General features: G+C 68.8%; 10 protein-coding genes, 1 tRNA gene and 2 rRNA genes. 1 reads left to right on the top strand and 12 read right to left on the bottom strand.

Going from position 1 to position 18553, the window contains the following annotated elements:
- Nucleotides 1-296: 296 nt before the first annotated feature.
- The 8 genes from ACNFOC_RS33125 to ACNFOC_RS33160 form a co-directional block, all read right to left on the bottom strand.
- Nucleotides 297-671, bottom strand: coding sequence for a helix-turn-helix domain-containing protein (locus ACNFOC_RS33125; RefSeq protein WP_019060943.1), 375 nt, complete (start codon nucleotides 669-671; stop codon nucleotides 297-299).
- A gap of 109 nt (nucleotides 672-780) precedes the next feature.
- Nucleotides 781-1326: a CinA family protein gene (locus ACNFOC_RS33130; protein WP_416962732.1), complete on the bottom strand. Its 546-nt coding sequence runs from the start codon at nucleotides 1324-1326 to the stop codon at nucleotides 781-783.
- Nucleotides 1323-2153, bottom strand: coding sequence for a CDP-diacylglycerol--glycerol-3-phosphate 3-phosphatidyltransferase (gene pgsA, locus ACNFOC_RS33135; protein ID WP_416962733.1), 831 nt, complete (start codon nucleotides 2151-2153; stop codon nucleotides 1323-1325). Before pgsA ends, ACNFOC_RS33130 begins: the two co-directional genes overlap by 4 nt.
- The gene (rimO, locus tag ACNFOC_RS33140) at nucleotides 2150-3622 is read right to left on the bottom strand and encodes a 30S ribosomal protein S12 methylthiotransferase RimO (RefSeq protein WP_416962734.1); all 1473 of its coding nucleotides are present in this window, start codon (nucleotides 3620-3622) and stop codon (nucleotides 2150-2152) included. Before rimO ends, pgsA begins: the two co-directional genes overlap by 4 nt.
- Before the next feature lie 92 nt (nucleotides 3623-3714).
- Entirely contained in the window at nucleotides 3715-4575 is an 861-nt protein-coding gene (locus ACNFOC_RS33145; RefSeq protein ID WP_416962735.1) for a helix-turn-helix domain-containing protein, read from the bottom strand.
- Nucleotides 4576-4839: 264 nt separating this feature from the next.
- Nucleotides 4840-7563 carry a DNA translocase FtsK gene (locus tag ACNFOC_RS33150; RefSeq protein ID WP_416962736.1) on the bottom strand — a complete coding sequence of 908 codons (2724 nt, stop codon included), beginning with the start codon at nucleotides 7561-7563 and terminating at the stop codon, nucleotides 4840-4842.
- Nucleotides 7564-7686: 123 nt separating this feature from the next.
- Nucleotides 7687-8364 carry a response regulator gene (locus ACNFOC_RS33155; protein ID WP_363101542.1) on the bottom strand — a complete coding sequence of 226 codons (678 nt, stop codon included), beginning with the start codon at nucleotides 8362-8364 and terminating at the stop codon, nucleotides 7687-7689.
- A 286-nt stretch (nucleotides 8365-8650) separates the two neighbouring features.
- On the bottom strand, nucleotides 8651-14110 hold the full coding sequence (locus ACNFOC_RS33160; protein WP_416962737.1) for a HAMP domain-containing protein: 5460 nt from the start codon (nucleotides 14108-14110) through the stop codon (nucleotides 8651-8653).
- A 378-nt stretch (nucleotides 14111-14488) separates the two neighbouring features.
- Between ACNFOC_RS33160 and ACNFOC_RS33165 the strand changes: the two genes are divergently transcribed.
- Nucleotides 14489-17239 carry a SpoIIE family protein phosphatase gene (locus tag ACNFOC_RS33165; RefSeq protein WP_416962738.1) on the top strand — a complete coding sequence of 917 codons (2751 nt, stop codon included), beginning with the start codon at nucleotides 14489-14491 and terminating at the stop codon, nucleotides 17237-17239.
- Between the two features lie 54 nt (nucleotides 17240-17293).
- Here ACNFOC_RS33165 and ACNFOC_RS33170 read toward each other — a convergent pair.
- The 4 genes from ACNFOC_RS33170 to ACNFOC_RS33185 all read right to left on the bottom strand — a co-directional run.
- Nucleotides 17294-17369: transfer RNA gene (locus ACNFOC_RS33170), tRNA-Thr, on the bottom strand.
- A 95-nt stretch (nucleotides 17370-17464) separates the two neighbouring features.
- Nucleotides 17465-18127, bottom strand: a complete 663-nt coding sequence (locus ACNFOC_RS33175) for a DegT/DnrJ/EryC1/StrS family aminotransferase (protein WP_416962739.1) — start codon at nucleotides 18125-18127, stop codon at nucleotides 17465-17467.
- A gap of 113 nt (nucleotides 18128-18240) precedes the next feature.
- Nucleotides 18241-18357 (bottom strand): 5S ribosomal RNA (rrf, locus tag ACNFOC_RS33180).
- A 91-nt stretch (nucleotides 18358-18448) separates the two neighbouring features.
- Nucleotides 18449-18553, bottom strand: a 23S ribosomal RNA gene (locus ACNFOC_RS33185); the annotation flags it as partial.

An 18553-nucleotide genomic window follows, 5' to 3' on the forward strand; every position in this document is an offset into this window, starting at 1 on the left:
GCACACCGACGCACCACTCGCCTCAACCATGACCGCAAGGGACCACACCGGCAAACGGACCGCCACAGCCGTACAGGGCGCCCGACCGGAGCGACCGACGTCCGGCCCGCCAGGCCTCCCGCCACCGCCCCCACGTAAAAGAACGCGAAAAAACGAAAACCCCGACCGCACCTCCCCAGGTCTCCCTGGAGAAGCCCCGGCCGGGGCTCGCACACATCGTTGAGGCCGGTCAGCGCCTCATCGGTCTACATCAGCATGAGCGTCGTGTCAGCATGAGCGTCACGTCAGCGTGAGCGTCACGCGGCGACCACGTCCACCGCCTCGGCGGGGGCCTTGATGGTCACCCGTTCCGGTGGCACACCGGTCACCGACACGGAACCCAGCATCGGACGTACCGACGTGGGCACCGAACCGGTGGCCGCAGCAGACTGGGCCAGCTCGGCGAGAGCGAGCTCGTCGCTCACTTCCCGCATGAGCTCGGACATCCGTACGTCCAACGCGTCGCAGATGGCGGAGAGCAGTTCAGAGGAAGCCTCTTTCTGCCCCCGCTCCACCTCGGAGAGATAGCCGAGTGAGACTCGGGCGGACGAGGAGACTTCGCGCAGAGTACGGCCCTGGCGCTGGCGCTGCCGACGCAGCACGTCACCCAACAGGCGACGGAGCAGAATCATCGGTGGCTCCCTCCTCGGACCGCGTAGCCGCATCCTTCTCGCCCCACCGTACCGCCTTGCGCCGCGGCCGTGCGGGGAGCGATGTCGTGTTCACTCAGGGCTGCAAACATCAAAACCCCCCGTTCTGTTCCGTATCCTGTGTCCGCTCATTCCCGGTCTGTTCGCTCACGAGCCGCTCCAGAAGCAGCGCGAGTACGCTCCGTACACTCTCTCTACGAATTTCCGCCCGGCCGCCGTTCAACCGCAGCGCGGCCACTTTCCCGCCACCGGCGGCATCCGGATCCGGTCCGAAGGGCCCGTCCACGGCCACGAAAACGGTGCCCACGGGCTGTCCGTCCTGCGGCTCCGGGCCCGCCACACCGGTGGTCGCGATGCCCCAGTCGGCGCCCAGCGCCTTCCGCACGCCGACCGCCATCTGGGCCGCGACCTGCGCGTCTACGGCTCCCCGCTCGGCCAGCAGGGCCGCGTCGACACCGAGCAGTTCATGCTTCAGCTCGGTGGCATAGGCGGTGACCGAACCCCGGAAGGCCTTGGAGGCTCCGGGCACGGATGTGATCTCCGCCGCAACCAGACCACCGGTGAGCGACTCGGCGACAGCGAGCGTCGCACCGCTCACCGTCAGTAGTCGCACCACTTCAGTGGCCGTGGAACTCACGCTTCCGTCTCCTCCGACGCCGCCATGCGCTCGGCGATTCCCTGCCTGCGCAGCACAATGGCCTGTCTCACATAGTCGAGCCCGGTCAGCACGGTCAGAACGACCGCCGCCGCCATCACCCAGAACCGCAGAGTGGCGAGCCAGCCCGTCAGCGCCAGCACATACATCCCTACGGCCACGCCCTGGATGAGCGTCTTCAGCTTGCCGCCGCGCGACGCGGGAATGACGCCGTACCGGATGACAAGAAAACGCAGCAGCGTGATCCCGAGTTCCCGGCCGAGGATGACGACGGTCACCCACCACGGCAGATCGCCGAGCGAGGACAGACAGATCAGCGCCGCTCCCATGATCGCCTTGTCGGCGATGGGGTCGGCGATCTTCCCGAAGTCGGTGACGAGGTCGTACGTCCGCGCCAGATGGCCGTCGAACAGGTCGGTGATCATGGCGATGGCGAAGGCCGCCCAGGCGAACGAACGCATCGCCGGGTCGTACCCCCCGTCGGCCAGCATCAGGGCGACGAAGCCGGGGACGAGGAGCAGCCGGAGCATGGTCAGGAAGTTGGCGATGTTCCAGACGCTCGCCTGGTTGACCGCTGCGGCGACGACCTTCGCACCGCGCGCCGGCCGCGAACCACCGGGCACGCCCGGCTCGACAGCACCGGAAGAGGAACCACTGGCCGAGACTCCCCCGGAGGGGACACCGCCGGAGACCCTGCCCGACATCGCGCCGGAAGAGGCGCCACCGGAGGCCGCACCGGAACCCGCGCTCGCGGGCGCGCCGTTCGCGCTGGAGGTGCCGCCCGCCGCCGATGCCGGGACTCCGGTCATCTGCCCGCCTCCTCACTACACGCGAGCGAGCCCAGGAGCGGCTCGGCCACCAGGTCGACACCTTCCGTACCGACCACCTTCGCCTCGACCATACGGCCGACGCTCAGGCCCTCGCCGCTTGTGAGCAGCACCTGGCCGTCCGTCTCCGGCGCCTGGTGCTCGCCGCGGCCGTAGGCGCCGTCCTCGGAGTCCACCGACTCCACCAGCACGTGCACGGTCTCGCCGACGCGCTCCTCGGCGCGCTGCGAGACGAGTTCCTCGGCGAGCCGGGAGATGTGCGCGAGCCGCGCGTCAACGACGTCCTGGTCGAGCTTCTTGTCGTACGTCGCCGCCTCCGTGCCCTCCTCGTCGGAGTAGCCGAAGACGCCGATGGCGTCCAGGCGCGCGCCGTTCAGGAAGCGCTCCAACTCGGCCAGGTCGGCCTCGGTCTCGCCGGGGAAGCCCACGATGAAGTTCGAGCGCACTCCGGCCTGCGGGGCCTTGGAGCGGATGGTGTCGAGCAGTTCGAGGAAGCGGTCGGTGTCGCCGAAGCGGCGCATGGAACGCAGCACGTCGGGCGCGGAGTGCTGGAAGGACAGGTCGAAGTAGGGCGCGACCTTCGGCGTCGACGTGAGCACGTCGATGAGGCCGGGGCGCATCTCGGCGGGCTGGAGGTAGCTGACCCGCACCCGCTCCAAGCCGTCGATCTCCGCCAGCTCGGGCAGCAGCGTCTCCAGGAGGCGGATGTCGCCCAGGTCCTTGCCGTAGGACGTGTTGTTCTCGGAGACCAGCATGATCTCCTTGACACCCTGCTCGGCCAGCCAGCGTGTCTCGTTCAGTACGTCGCTCGGGCGGCGGGAGATGAAGGAGCCGCGGAAGGACGGGATGGCGCAGAAGGAGCAGCGCCGGTCGCAGCCGGAGGCGAGCTTCACCGAGGCGACCGGTGAGCCGTCCAGGCGGCGGCGCAGGGGCGCACGGGGGCCCGAGGCGGGCGCGAGGCCGTCCGGGAGGTCGACCGGGCCGTGGCCGGGCAGCGCGACGTCGGCGGCGGACTCCTGCCGGTCGGCGGGGCTGATCGGCAGCAGCTTGCGGCGGTCGCGCGGGGTGTGCGAGGCGTGGATGCCGCCGTTCAGGATGGTCTGGAGGCGGTCGGAGATGTCGGAGTAGTCGTCGAAACCGAGCACTCCGTCGGCCTCGGGCAGCGCCTCGGCGAGCTCCTTGCCATACCGCTCGGCCATGCAGCCCACCGCCACGACGGCTTGCGTTCTGCCATGGCCCTTCAGGTCATTGGCTTCCAGGAGGGCGTCGACGGAGTCCTTCTTGGCGGCCTCGACGAAGCCACAGGTGTTGACGACGGCGACGTCCGCGTCCTCGGCGTCCTCCACGAGTTGCCAGCCGTCCGCCTCCAAGCGGCCTGCGAGCTCCTCCGAGTCCACCTCGTTACGGGCGCAGCCAAGAGTGACGAGTGCGACGGTACGGCGTTCAGGCATGGGCTCAAGACTACTTCGTCCCACTGACACCCCACGTCGAAGGGGTTGGCCGATCTTGGCCAACCCCTTGAACAACCACCCCGTCGGGCCGATCAGCCGACCTCGGGGTCGCCCTTCGTGTACGTGAGGCGCTCCACCGCTCCGGGCTGGAAGTCGTCCTCGATCTTCTTGCCGTTGACGTAGAGCTGGATCGCACCGGCGTCGCCGAGGATCAGGTTGACCTTCGAGCTGTCCTGGAAGGTCTTGGACTCGCCCTTCTTGAGGAGTCCGTCGAAGAGCATCCGGCCGTTGTGGTCCTTGGCGGAGATCCAGCTGCGGCCGTCGACCGCGCTCACCTGGACCGTCACCTTGTCCTGCGGCGCGGCGGCGATGGCACTGTCGGAGGGGTCGGACTTGGGCGTGGCCGAGTCCGTGTTCGAGGGCTTGGGCGCGGCGGACTTGCTGGTGCTGGGCGTGGCTCCCTGGGTGACCTGCGACGCCGCGTCGGTGTCGCTGTCGCCGCCCTTGAACGCCGTGAACCCGACGAAGCCGACCACAGCGACGATCGCGGCGACCATGGCCGCGGTCCAGTTGGGTCCCCGCCGCTCGGGACGGATACGTTCCGCCTCGAAGAGGGGCGCCGCCGGCGTCGGGGCCGGGCGTCCGCCGTGATCGTCGTCGTAACGCGCGAGGAGCGGTGCGGGATCGGTGTGGACGGCCTTGGCGAGGGTCCTGATGTGCCCGCGGGCGTAGACGTCACCGCCGCAGGGCGTGAAGTCGTCGGCCTCGATGGCGTGCACGATGGCGATGCGGACCCGGGTGGCACTGCTGACGTCGTCGACGGTCAGCCCGGCGGCGATACGTGCCTGCTGCAGGGCTCGGCCGACGGAAGGGCGGGCTTCTTCCTCATGACCCTCTTCGGAGCGACCGTCTTCGAACGGACGCTCGTCTTCAGGGGAGTTGCCGATGGACACGGGGGCGCCTTTCGAGCGTGTAGCCGCCTGTGCTGGAAATTCAGTCTAGGGGGGGTACCGAAGGGTGGGGCAACCGGGCGGTGGGACTTTGTACGCCATCGGTATGGCCGGACAGCCCGATGGCGAGTCAGACACGGACCCCATGGTGGGAGCCCCGTCTGTCTTCTCGCTCAACTTGACGTACGGCAAAGGGAAACGGTTGCCCGACGATCTCTAACGGGTGGATCACGGTCGCATCCTTTCGGCGGACCTTCCGGCGGACGCCTACCCTTCAGACTCCCCGCGGATCACCGCGAGCACGCCGTCCAGCTCGTCAGCCTTCACAAGAACGTCACGTGCCTTGGATCCCTCGCTGGGTCCGACGATGCCCCTGGACTCCATGAGGTCCATGAGCCGCCCCGCCTTGGCGAAGCCGACACGCAGTTTGCGCTGGAGCATCGAGGTGGACCCGAACTGCGTGGACACGACCAGCTCGACCGCCTGGCACAGCAGATCGAGGTCGTCGCCGATCTCCTCGTCGATCTCCTTCTTCTGCTTGCTGCCCACGGTGACGTCGTCCCGGAAGACCGGCGCCATCTGGTCCTTGCAGTGCTGGACGATCACCGCGACCTCGCCCTCGGTGACGAAGGCGCCCTGCATACGGGTCGGCTTGTTCGCCCCCATCGGCAGGAACAGGCCGTCTCCCTTGCCGATCAGTTTCTCGGCGCCGGGCTGGTCGAGGATGACCCGGGAGTCGGCGAGCGAGGAGGTGGCGAACGCGAGCCTGGAGGGCACGTTCGCCTTGATCAGACCGGTGACGACATCGACGGACGGCCGCTGCGTGGCGAGCACCAGGTGGATGCCGGCCGCGCGCGCGAGCTGCGTGATGCGCACGATGGAGTCCTCGACGTCCCGCGGCGCGACCATCATCAGGTCGGCGAGCTCGTCGACGATCACCAGGAGATACGGATAGGTCTTGAGCTCCCGCTCGCTGCCCTCCGGAGTCTTCAGCTTGCCGTCGCGGATGGCCTGGTTGAAGTCGTCGATGTGCCGGTACCCGAAGGCCGCGAGGTCGTCATACCTGAGGTCCATCTCGCGTACGACCCACTGGAGCGCCTCGGCGGCCCTCTTCGGGTTGGTGATGATGGGCGTGATCAGGTGCGGGATGCCTTCGTAGGCGGTCAGTTCGACGCGCTTGGGGTCGACGAGGACCATGCGCACGTCCTCGGGGGTCGCGCGCACCATGACGGAGGTGATCAGGCAGTTGATGCACGACGACTTACCGGAACCGGTGGCTCCGGCGACCAGCACGTGCGGCATCTTCGCCAGGTTGGCCATCACATAGCCGCCCTCGACGTCCTTGCCGAGCGCCACCAGCATCGGGTGGTCGTCCTCGGCCGCGTCCGCGAGACGCAGTACGTCACCGAGGTTGACCATCTCGCGGTCGGTGTTCGGGATCTCGATGCCGACCGCGGACTTGCCGGGGATCGGGCTGATGATCCGCACATCGGGACTGGCGACGGCGTAGGCGATGTTCTTGGTGAGCGCGGTGATCCGCTCGACCTTGACGGCGGGGCCCAGCTCGACCTCGTAGCGCGTGACCGTCGGCCCGCGCGTGAAGCCGGTGACCGAGGCGTCGACCTTGAACTCCATGAAGACGTTCTGGAGGGAGGCGACGACGACGTCGTTGGCGGCGCTGCGCGTCTTGCCGGGGCCGCCGCGCTCCAGGAGGTCGAGCGACGGCAGCGAGTACGTGATGTCGCCGGCCAGCTGGAGCTGCTCGGCCCGCGGCGGCAGGTCCCGCATCTCCTCCGGGGGCGCCTTGGTCAGGTCCGCCACGACGCGCTCGACCGGCTCGGGCTTGAGCTTCTCCTGCTTGGGGCGCGCGGCGGGCGCCGGGACGGGCGTCGGGGTGGTGTCCTCGCGGTCTCCCCCGACCCGTACGCCCTGGGTGAGGTCGGCGACGATCGGCGAGGGCGGCATGCCGTGCAGGACGGCCCCGTCGAGCGCGGCAGCGGCGGCCGCCGCGACGTCCACGGCGTCCATGGGGCGGTGCATGTCGGGCTGGGGCACGGCGGAGCGCCGGGGGCGGCTCCGGCGCTTGGAGAGGGCGTCCTGCTCGGCGCTGTCGGGGTCGTAGGCCTCGGGGGTGCTCCCGCGCTTGCGGGGGCGTGCGGGCAGCGCGTCGCGCCACTGCTCGTCGTAGCGCTCGTCGTCCTCGCCGACGAACTCGTCCTCGTCGTCGTAGTCGTGGACGATGCCCAGCTTCACCCCGAGCAGCCGCAGGCGCTGCGGGATCGCGTTGACGGGCGTGGCCGTGACGACCAGCAGCCCGAAGACGGTGAGCAGCACGAGCAGGGGTACGGCGAGGACCTCGCCCATGGTGTACGTCAGCGGGGTCGCCACGCCCCAGCCGATGAGGCCGCCGGCGTCCCTTATGGCCTGCATGCCGTCGCTGCGCGCGGGCGCGCCGCAGGCGATGTGGACCTGGCCGAGCACGCCGATGACGAGCGCGGACAGGCCGATCACGATGCGGCCGTTGGCCTCGGGCTTCTCGGGGTGCCGGATGAAGCGCACGGCGATCACCGCGAGCAGTATCGGCACGAGCAGGTCGAGGCGGCCGAAGGCGCCGGTCACCAGGATCTCGACGAGGTCGCCGACCGGGCCGCGCAGATCGGCCCACGTACCGGCCGCGACGATCAGCGCGAGGCCGAACAGCAGCAGCGCGACACCGTCCTTGCGGTGGGCCGGGTCCAAGTTCTTCGCACCCTGCCCTATCCCCCGGAACACCGCGCCGACGGCGTGCGCCGCGCCGAGCCAGACGGCGCGCACGAGCTTGACGATGCCCCCGGTGGGGCTGGGCGCCGGCTTGGGCGCGGGGCGGGCGGTCTTCTTGGCGACCGCCTTCTTCGCGGGGGCCCTTTTCGCAGCGGCCTTCTTCGCCGGAGCCTTCGCCGGAGCAGCCCTCTTGGCGGGCTGCTTCTTGGCTGCGGAGGGACGTGAGGCCATAGGTGTGAGGTTACCTGTGGAGACGGCAGCGGACACGTGTGCCCACTGCTTCACCCGTTCGTGTCGCCCGTACGAGACCGGGAACTGACGTCCGTTCACGCACAACTGCGCCCGCGGCGGACGTCAGTTCTGCGACGGGACCGAAGGTGCTCCGCTGCCCGTACCCGGCTCCAGGGCGTCGAGTGCCCTGCGCAGCCCGGTGAGTTTGCGTTCGAGATGAGCCGCGGTCGCTACGGCCGCCGCGTCCGCCGACTCGTCGTCGAGCTGCTTGGACAGCGCCTCCGCCTGCTCCTCGACGGCCGCGAGCCGCGCCGACAGCTCGGCGAGCAGTCCGGCGGGTTCCTTGGCCGCCCCGACCGCGGGCTTGCCGTCCAACTGGAGCCGCAGCAGCGCCGCCTGCTCCCGAAGCTGGCAGTTCTTCATGTAGAGCTCGACGAAGACCGAGACCTTCGCGCGCAGCACCCACGGGTCGAACGGCTTGGAGATGTAGTCGACCGCGCCCGCCGCGTACCCCCGGAAGGTGTGGTGCGGGCCGTGGTTGATCGCGGTGAGGAAGATGATCGGGATGTCCCGGGTCCGCTCCCGTCGCTTGATGTGCGCGGCGGTTTCGAAACCGTCCATGCCCGGCATCTGGACGTCCAGCAGAATGACCGCGAAGTCGTCCGTCAGCAGTGCTTTGAGCGCTTCCTCCCCGGACGATGCCCGAACCAGTGTCTGATCGAGCGCAGAGAGGATGGCCTCCAGCGCCAGCAGATTCTCCGGCCGGTCATCGACCAGGAGGATCTTGGCCTTCTGCACCATGGCCCGCCCTCCTCGCCCCGGATGTGCACCGGGCGCCGCCCCAGGGGACGACTCTCTTGCGCCGTCCGTCCTTGTGCCGGTCATGGTAGCCGCACCCCGCCTGTCGCCACACCCTGTCACCGTGATGTCACTGTGCACGTAGCAGAAACGTAGCGGGAGACCAGAAGGTTCCCCGAATCCCGCACTTCTACACGGCTCCGGCCACCCTGAGTCAGCAACTCCGCGTGGCCATCGAACGTTCCCCGCACCGTTCCCGCTGCTTTTTCGTCAAGTCCGCCCGTTTCCTTCACTCCTCGCGCATCCACTGCTCCATCACCGACAGCAGATGATCGGGATCGACCGGCTTGGTGACGTAGTCCGAGGCACCGGACTCGATCGCCTTCTCCCGGTCGCCCTTCATCGCCTTCGCGGTCAGCGCGATGATCGGGAGCCCGGCGAACTGCGGCATCCTGCGGATCGCCGTCGTCGTCGCGTATCCATCCATCTCGGGCATCATGATGTCCATCAGAACGACCGTCACATCGTCGTGCTGCTCCAGGACTTCGATGCCCTCGCGGCCGTTCTCCGCGTACAGCACGGACAGCCCGTGCTGCTCCAGGACGCTGGTCAGCGCGAAGACGTTGCGGATGTCGTCATCGACGATCAGCACCTTCTCCCCGCCGAACCGGATGCCCCGGCGCGACGGCGGCGCCACCTCCGGGGCCGCCCACTGGTCCCGTACGGTCTGCCCCAGTTGGGCGGACTCGACGGCCCGGCGACGCCGCCTGAAGAGCGCGGCGGCACCGTTCTGCGTCTCGTGGTACGACTTCACCTCGGCCGGCGTCTCGATGTCCACCTCGCTCCGCTCCGACAGCTCGGCGAGTTCCGCCGCGGACACCACCAGATCTCCCGCCTCCAGCGCGGGCAGCTGCTGGTAGCCCTGCGGGGGCAGTTCGCTCGGGTGCAGCGGCAAATACAGCGTGAACGTCGAACCGCGCCCCGGTTCGCTCTGCGCGTGGATCTCACCGCCGAGCAGCTGCGCGATCTCCCGGGAGATCGACAACCCGAGGCCCGTACCGCCGTACTTGCGACTGGTCGTACCGTCCGCCTGCTTGAACGCCTCGAAGATGACCCGCATCTTGCTGCCCGCGATCCCGATCCCGGTGTCGGTCACCGAGAACGCGATCAGGGCGGCGTCCGCGTCCCGCAGCGAACCGGCCTCCAGGAGCTGCTCCCGGATCGCCACCGGCACATCCGCGCCGGCCGGCCGGATGACCAGCTCGACCGCCCCGGAGTCGGTGAACTTCACCGCGTTGGACAGCAGGTTGCGCAGCACCTGAAGGAGCCGCTGCTCGTCGGTGTGCAGTGTGGCGGGCAGTTCCGGCGACACCCGGACGGACAGGTCGAGGCCCTTCTCCGCGGTCAGCGGGCGGAAAGTGGCCTCTACGTAGTCGACGAGCTGGACGAGCGCGATCCGCGTCGGGGAGACGTCCATCTTGCCCGCCTCGACCTTCGACAGGTCCAGGATGTCGTTGATCAGCTGGAGCAGGTCGGAGCCCGCGCCGTGGATCGTCTCGGCGAACTCGACCTGCTTCGGGGAGAGGTTCCCCTCCGCGTTGTCGGCGAGCAACTTGGCCAGGATCAGCAGCGAGTTGAGCGGAGTGCGCAGCTCGTGAGACATGTTCGCGAGGAACTCGCTCTTGTAGCGCATCGACACCGCGAGCTGCTCGGCGCGCTCCTCCAGGACCTGCCGCGCCTCCTCGATCTCGGTGTTCTTGACCTCGATGTCGCGGTTCTGCTGGGCCAACAGCTCGGCCTTCTCCTCCAGTTCGGCGTTGGACGACTGGAGTGCCTTCTGCCGGTTCTCCAACTCGGCCGACCGCTCCCGGAGTTGCTCGGTCAGCTCCTGCGACTGCTTCAGCAGCACCTCCGTCTTGGTGTTGACGGAGATGGTGTTGACGCTGGTCGCGATCATCTCGGCGATCTGGTTGAGGAAGTCCTTCTGGATGTGCGTGAAGGGCGTGAACGAGGCCAGCTCGATGATGCCGAGCACCTTCCCCTCGAACAGCACCGGCAGCACGATCACCTGCGCGGGCGGCGCCTCCCCGAGCCCCGAGGAGATCTTCAAGTAGCCACTGGGCGCGTTCTCCACGAGGATCGTGCGCCGTTCCTGGGCGGCCGTCCCGATCAGCGCCTCACCGGGCCTGAACGAGGTCGGCATGGACCCCATGGAGTAGCCGTACGACCCGAGCATGCGCAGTTCGTACGCCTCCTCGCCCTCGGCGTCCGCAAGGGGCAGCGCGAGGAAGAACGCGCCGTGCTGTGCGGAGACCACCGGCGTCAGCTCGCTCATGATCAGCGAGGCGACGTCGTCCAGGTCGCGGCGGCCCTGCATCAGCGCGGAGATGCGGGCGAGGTTGCCCTTGAGCCAGTCCTGCTCCTTGTTGGCGATCGTGGTGTCGCGCAGGTTGGCGATCATCTTGTTGATGTAGTCCTGGAGTTCCTGGATCTCGCCGGCCGCGTCGACGTCGATCTTCAGGTTCAGGTCGCCCCGGGTCACCGCGGTCGCCACGCGCGCGATGGCACGCACCTGGCGGGTCAGGTTCCCGGCCATCTCGTTCACCGACTCGGTGAGGTCGCGCCAGGTGCCGTCGACGTCACGCACGCGTGCCTGGCCGCCGAGCTGGCCCTCCGTACCCACCTCACGGGCGACCCGGGTGACCTCCTCGGCGAAACTGGACAGCTGATCGACCATCGTGTTGATCGTCGTCTTCAGTTCGAGGATCTCGCCGCGGGCGTCGATGTCGATCTTCTTGGTCAGGTCGCCCTTGGCGATGGCCGTGGTGACCATCGCGATGTTGCGCACCTGACCGGTCAGGTTGGACGCCATCCCGTTCACGGACTCGGTGAGGTCCTTCCACGTGCCTGCCACACCGGGCACGCGCGCCTGACCGCCGAGGATGCCGTCCGTGCCCACCTCGCGGGCCACCTTGGTGACCTGGTCGGCGAACGAACTCAGCGTCTTCACCATGGTGTTGAAGGTGTCGGCGAGCTGCGCGACCTCGCCGCGCGCCTCGATCGTCACCGTCCGGGTCAGGTCGCCGTTGGCGACGGCAGCCGCGACCTGGGAGATGTTCCGCACCTGCATGGTCAGGTTGTTGGCCATCAGGTTGACGTTGCCGCTGAGGTCCTTCCAGATGCCCGTGACACCCGGTACGTGCGCCTGGCCGCCCAGGATGCCCTCGGTGCCCACCTCGCGGGCCACCCGGGTCACCTGCTCGGCGAACGACGACAGCTGGTCGACCATCGTGTTGACCGTCGTGACGAGTTCGAGGATCTCGCCCTTGGCGTCGACGGTGATCTTCTTGGAGAGGTCGCCCTTGGCGACGGCGGTCGTGACCTCGGCGATCTGGCGCACCTGGATGGTCAGGTTGTTCGCCATGAAGTTCACCGACTGGGTGAGGTCCTTCCAGGTGCCGGAGACACCCTGCACCTCGGCCTGACCGCCCAACTGCCCTTCGGTGCCCACCTCGCGGGCCACGCGCGTGACCTCCTCGGCGAACGAGGACAGCTGGTCGACCATCGTGTTCAGGGTGTTCTTCAGCTCCAGGATCTCCCCGCGCGCGTCCACGGTGATCTTCTGGGACAGGTCACCCCGGGCCACCGCGGTCGCGACCTGGGCGATGTTGCGCACCTGGGCGGTGAGGTTGCCGGCCATGCCGTTCACCGAGTCGGTCAGGTCGCGCCACACACCGGCGACGCCGGGCACCTGCGCCTGCCCGCCCAGCCGGCCCTCCGTGCCCACCTCGCGGGCCACCCGGGTCACCTGGTCCGCGAAGGCCGAGAGCTGGTCGACCATCGTGTTGATGGTGTTCTTCAGCTCCAGGATCTCTCCGCGCGCGTCCACGTCGATCTTCTGGGACAGGTCGCCCTGGGCCACCGCCGTGGTCACCTGGGCGATGTTGCGCACCTGGGAGGTCAGGTTCCCGGCCATCGAGTTGACGGAGTCGGTGAGTTCCTTCCAGGTGCCCGAGACGCCGTCCACGCGCGCCTGGCCGCCCAGCCGGCCCTCGGTGCCCACGTCACGGGCCATCCGGGTCACCTGGTCGGCGAACGACGACAGCTGGTCGACCATCGTGTTGACGGTGTTCTTCAACTGAAGCATCTCGCCGGACACGTCGACGGTGACCTTCTGCGACAGGTCGCCGTTGGCCACGGCCGTCGTCACCTGCGCGATGTTCCTCACCTGTCCGGTGAGGTTGCGGAACGCCGTGTTGACGGAGTCCGTCAGGTCCTTCCACGTTCCGGCCGCGCCCGGCACCTGTGCCTGGCCGCCCAGTTCACCCTCGACACCGATCTCGCGCGCCACGCGCGTGACCTCGGCACCGAACGAGGACAGCTGGTCGACCATCCCGTTGACGGTGTTCTTCAGTTCCAGCATCTCGCCGGCCACGTTCACGGTGACCTTCTGGGACAGGTCACCGCTCGCCACAGCGGTCGTCACGGCGGCGATGTCCCGCACCTGGATCGTCAGGTTCCGGAAGACCGTGTTCACCGAATCGGTGAGGTCCTTCCACGTTCCCGCCGCACCCGGCACGTTCGCCTGCCCGCCGAGCTGCCCCTCGGCGCCGACCTCGTTGGCCACGCGCGTGACCTCGTCCGCGAACGTACGCAGCGTCTCGGTCATCTGGTTGATCGTCTCGGCGAGCTGGGCGACCTCGCCCCGCGCGGAGACGGTCACCTTCTGCGACAGGTCACCGTTGGCGACAGCCGTCGTCACCTGGGCGATCCCGCGCACCTGGGCCGTCAGGTTGCCGGCCATGATGTTCACCGAGTCGGTGAGGTCTTTCCACACACCGGCCACACCCGGCACCTGCGCCTGGCCGCCCAGTTCGCCCTCGGTACCCACCTCACGGGCGACTCGCGTCACCTCGGAGGAGAACGACGACAGCTGGTCCACCATCGTGTTGACGGTGTTCTTGAGCTCCAGCATCTCGCCGGCGACATGGACCGTGACCTTCCGCGACAGGTCACCCTTGGCGACCGCCGTGGTCACCAGCGCGATGTCCCGCACCTGGGCCGTCAGCCGGTACGCCATCGTGTTGACCGACTCCGTGAGGTCCTTCCACGAGCCGGACATGCCACGCACGCGTGCCTGCCCGCCCAGCTTGCCCTCGGTGCCCACCTCGCTGGCCACGCGCGTGACCTCGTCGGTGAACGTCGACAGCTGGTCGACCAGGTTGTTGACGGTCCGCCCGACCTTCAGGAACTCCCCGCGCAGTGGATGCCCGGTCCCGTCCGGCGCCTGCGTCCGCAGCTCCATGCGCGGCGACAGATCACCCTCGGCCACCGCGGACAGCACCCGTCCGACCTCGGAGACGGGCCGTACGAGGTCGTCCACGAGCGCGTTGGAGGCATCGATGGCCGAGGCCCAGGAACCCTCGCAGGCGCCCGTCTCCAGCCTCTCCGTGAGCTTTCCCTCACGGCCCACCATGCGCCGCACCCGGGACAGCTCACCCGTGAGGTGCAGATTGCGGTCGGCCACCTCGTTGAACACGGCGGCGATCTCCGACATCACGCCGTCGCCGGACACCGTGAGCCGCTTGCGGAAGTTCCCGTCCCGCATGGAGACCAGAGCCGTCAGCAGCCGGTCCAAGGAGGCAGCGTCCACCTCCGTGGTCCCATTGCGCGGTTTGCGCTGGTTCTTCGGGGACTGTCCGCCTTTCGCGCGCGTCTTGGTGGCCCGCGTCGCTGCGCCAGACTCCACTGTGTCCCTCCCGCAGGGGTCGACCGTTACTGCTGTGCTCGGCTGCTACTGCTCGGCGTTTCAGCTACCGCCGCGTATCTCTGCCCGGTTTACCGGGCTTCAACAGGGCCCGGCGCCCTCCGTACACAGAAGACACCCAGCCTGCCCGGACCTTCACCAGAATCCTGCCCAGTGTTTCACCCTGCCTGAACCAGGCCATAACAGTTCGGCAGCTTCGCACACGGTCCGCACACCCTGAGAAGGAAACACTGCGGACCGGCATCCGCATGGACGGTGAAGGTAAGTAACCTTGCATGCGGCTGTCCAGCCGCGCCGGTTCCGTCCGGCCTGGGCGGTGGCACGAGCACGAGCGGGCAGGCATCGGAGGGGCACCGCACCATGACCACCGGACTGCATCCTGGGGGAGCGCCTCAGGATCCCCCGCCGACCGGAAACCAGCCGGTGCCCCGGCAGGCGCCGATCGGCCATGGTGACCTGCCCGCCGACAACAGGCCGAGGAGTTCTGTGATCACCGCGCGCGCGGCCGCCAGCTTCGACCCCGTCGGACGATCGGTCGCCACCGCGCGGTCCTTCGTCCGCGACACCCTCCAGGGCTGGGGCTTCGCCGACATCGTCGACGACGCCGTGGTCCTCACCAGCGAGCTGGTGACCAACGCCGTCGTCCACGCGGGCACGGCTGCGGATGTGCTGTGTCTACGGAGTGACGACGGCGTGAGGATCGAGGTCGCCGACCACTACCCGGAGCGCGAGATCCCCCTCCAGGGGGCCGCGATCACCATGAGCAGCCCCGACCGCGAGGGCGGCCGCGGCCTCCAGCTGTGCGCGGCCCTGGCCAGCCGCTGGGGCGTCGACTACACCCCCACGAAGAAGCTGGTCTGGTTCCAACTCGACCTCCCCGCACGCCCGGTGGGCACCCGCGCGGCCGGCCCGTCCCTACCGGCCGCCCTGCTCCCCCTCGCCGACGGCAGGGTCCGCGTCGCGGTCGTCCAGATCGACCGTACGGGCTCCATCGCGTCCTGGAACGAGGACGCCGAGGAACTCTTCGGCTACGCCGCCGAGCAGGTCACCGGCAAGCCCCTCACCGACCTCGCCGCCTGGCCGCACACCCCGGGCACCAGCACCGGCATCGCCGAGGCACTCCGCCTCTCCCGCTGGGAGGGCACCTACGGCGTCCGCGGCGCCGACGGCCGCGTGACCCCGGTCTACGCCTCCCACCTCCGCGTCCGCGACACGGGCGGCGAGCCGTCAACCGTGTGCCTCCTGGTGAGGGACCACGAACGCGCGGTTCTCCAGACCCCGTTGCGCGGCCCCGCCCCCGACGCGGCGTCCACCCCGGACGGCCAGAACACCGACCCCTTCGAGGTGTTCATCGGCTCCCCCGCGCCGGACGACCTCGACGGCCTCCTCCAGCGCACGGTCGAGCGCGCCCGCGACATGCTCGACGGCGACTCCGCCTTCCTGCTCCTCGCGACCGACGACGAGACCGAGTTGGAGGTCCGCGCCTCCACCGGCCTGCCCTCCGCCCGCCAGCGCTTCGCACGCGTGCCCGTCGAGGCGGGCCCCGGCCGCTACGGCTCCGCCCGCATGCCGGCCGTCCACGAGGACCTCCAGGCCGTCCCGGGCGCCGTACCGCTCCTCAGCGGCACCGGAATGCGCTCGGTCGTCACGGTCCCCCTGAAAGTGGAGGGCCGCCTCACCGGCTCCCTAGGAGTGGCCGCCGAAGGTCCCAACAAGTACTCGAACGAAGAAGCGCTACGCCTCCAATTCGCCGCCGACCGCATCGCGTTGGCGGTCGAGTCGGCCCGCCTCGGCGAACTGGAACGCCTGCGCCGCGGCTCGCTCAGCTTCCTCGTCGAGGCCTCCGACCTCCTCGCGGGCACCCTCGACCGCGATCAAACCCTGGCCCTGATGGCCCAGATGACCGTCCCGACCCTCGCCACCTGGTGCGCGGTCTACACGATCGCCGACCAGTCCTCGGACCCGTACCTCTCGTACGTCCTGCACGAGGACGAGGAACTCATCGACGGCATCAAGTCGTTGCTCTCGAAGATCGCCCCTCCGGACCCGGTCCCCACCCCCGGCGCCCGCGTCTGGGCCGCCCCCGCCGAAGCGGCCCACCAGGCCGCCCTGCGCACCTCCATGCGCAGCCTCGGCCTCGGAGAACCGACCCGCCGCGTCAGCTCGGGCATCGGACCGACTCTCGCTACGGCTTCGGCAGTCGGCGGCGAGACGGTCGTCCTCCCCCTGGTCGCGCGCAACCGTGTCATCGGCATGCTGACCCTCGGCAAGCCCACCGACGAACACTTCCGCCAGGAAATCCTGGAACTGGCCGAGGACTTGAGCCGACGGGCAGCCCTCGCCCTCGACAACGCCCGCCTGTACTCCGAGCGCACGGCCATCAGCCAGTCCCTCCAGCGCAGCCTCCTGCCCCCCGACCTCCCGCACATCGAGGGCGTCGAGGTCGAGGTCATCTACCGCGCGGCCGGCGAGGGCAACGAAGTGGGCGGCGACTTCTACGACCTCTTCCCCATCCGCGACGGCGTCTACGGCTTCGCCATCGGCGACGTCTGCGGCACAGGCCCCGAGGCCGCCGCGGTCACCGGCCTGGCCCGCCACGCCCTCCGCCTGCTCGCCAGGGAGGGCTTCGGCGGCCCCGCGGTCCTGGAGCGCCTCAACTCCGCGATCCTCGACGAGGGCGCCCGCAGCCGCTTCCTGACGCTCCTCTACGGCGAGTTGTGGCCCCAGGAGGACGGCAGCGCCGAACTGAAGGTGGTCTGCGCCGGCCACCCCCTCCCGCTCCGCCTCCGCCAGGACGGCACGGTCGAACCGGCCGCCGAACCCCAGCCCCTCCTCGGCGTCATGGACGACCTGGAGCTCTACGAGCAGACGGTCACCCTCGACCCCGGCGACGTCCTCCTGTGCGTCACGGACGGCGTCACGGAACGCCGTGAGGGAACCCGCATGCTCGGCGACGACGGCCTCACCGACGTCCTCACCACCTGCACGGGCCTCACGGCAGGGGCGGTAGCGGCCCGAGTCATGCGAGCGGTGGAACGCTTCGCATCAGACGCCCCCTCCGACGACATGGCCATCCTGGCGATGCGCGTCCCGGGCCTCCAGAAGGACTGACCGACCCCGAACACACAGAAGGCCCCGCCCAATTGGGCGGGGCCTTCTGATGTCTGGAGCCCTCTAACGGAATCGAACCGTTGACCTTCTCCTTACCATGGAGACGCTCTACCGACTGAGCTAAGAGGGCCTGTCGCTTTCCCGAGGTTTCCCTCGCGGCAACGAAAAGAATCATACCCCGAACAGGCCCGTGCGCCCAACCACCGCTGCCCGACCGAGACTCGATCAGAAAGCGGGCTGCAACAGACCCCCGAGCGCATTGCACGCGGACACGATCCGCTGCATCTCCCGCTTCGTCAACGAGGCGTCCACCGGCAGCGCGAGCGTCTCGTCCGCGGCCCGCTCGGTCTCCGGCAGCGCCACACACCGCCGGTACTCCGGCAACCGGTGCACAGGCGTCTTCACCGGCACCCGGCACTCAACTCCCCTACCGCGCACGGCCCGAGCGAAGGCATCGCGATCCGGACGCCCGTTCCCCGGCACCCGCACGACGTACTGCTGATAGGTGTGCCCGTCCCCACCATCGGGCGTCCGCACCCCGCGCAACTTCGCGTCAAGATAGGCAGCCCGCTCCCGCCGCTGAGCCACCTCGTCGTACGGCGCCTCGGACTCCCCCTGCTGCAACACCAGCAGCCCATGCCGCTGCCCGACCCCGAGCAACCGCCCGACATCAGCAGACCGACCGAATCGATGTACGACAACTATCGCCGCGGTACGCGGAGTTACGGCCGCTTCGACAGCGGACGGATCAAGGCAGTAGGTCACCGGATCTATGTCGGCGAACACCGGCAGCCCACCCGCCAGAGTGACGGCCTCGGCGACTTCCACGTTCCCGAACGCCGGCACGACGACCTCGTCACCGAGTCCGACGCCCGCGGCCCTGAGCATTGCAGCAGTACCCATGCTCGGATGGTGATTGCGCAACGTGAACTACAAGTGACGCACAACAAAAAAGGGTTGGACCCCGAACCGAAGTTCAGGGTCCAACCCTTTCAATATTTGTTCGGCGGCGTCCTACTCTCCCACAGGGTCCCCCCTGCAGTACCATCGGCGCTGTAAGGCTTAGCTTCCGGGTTCGGAATGTAACCGGGCGTTTCCCTCACGCTATGACCACCGAAACACTATGAAACAATCAACCGCACCACTGCCGTGACCATGGCAATGGGGTTGTTCGTGGTTTCAGAACCAACACAGTGGACGCGAGCAACTGAGGACAAGCCCTCGGCCTATTAGTACCGGTCACCTCCAGCGGTTACCCGCCTTCCAGATCCGGCCTATCAACCCAGTCGTCTACTGGGAGCCTTAACCCCTCAA

Source organism: Streptomyces colwelliae (assembly GCF_048158785.1).
Lineage (GTDB): Bacteria > Actinomycetota > Actinomycetes > Streptomycetales > Streptomycetaceae > Streptomyces.

What these genes read in the sequence shown, in the direction of transcription:
- ACNFOC_RS33125 (WP_019060943.1), bottom strand. Translation starts at nt 671, where the DNA reads ATGATTCTGCTCCGTCGCCTGTTGGGTGACGTGCTGCGTCGGCAGCGC.
- pgsA (WP_416962733.1), bottom strand. Translation starts at nt 2,153, where the DNA reads ATGACCGGAGTCCCGGCATCGGCGGCGGGCGGCACCTCCAGCGCGAAC.
- rimO (WP_416962734.1), bottom strand. Translation starts at nt 3,622, where the DNA reads ATGCCTGAACGCCGTACCGTCGCACTCGTCACTCTTGGCTGCGCCCGT.
- ACNFOC_RS33150 (WP_416962736.1), bottom strand. Translation starts at nt 7,563, where the DNA reads ATGGCCTCACGTCCCTCCGCAGCCAAGAAGCAGCCCGCCAAGAGGGCT.
- ACNFOC_RS33155 (WP_363101542.1), bottom strand. Translation starts at nt 8,364, where the DNA reads ATGGTGCAGAAGGCCAAGATCCTCCTGGTCGATGACCGGCCGGAGAAT.
- ACNFOC_RS33165 (WP_416962738.1), top strand. Translation starts at nt 14,489, where the DNA reads ATGACCACCGGACTGCATCCTGGGGGAGCGCCTCAGGATCCCCCGCCG.
- ACNFOC_RS33175 (WP_416962739.1), bottom strand. Translation starts at nt 18,127, where the DNA reads ATGCTCAGGGCCGCGGGCGTCGGACTCGGTGACGAGGTCGTCGTGCCG.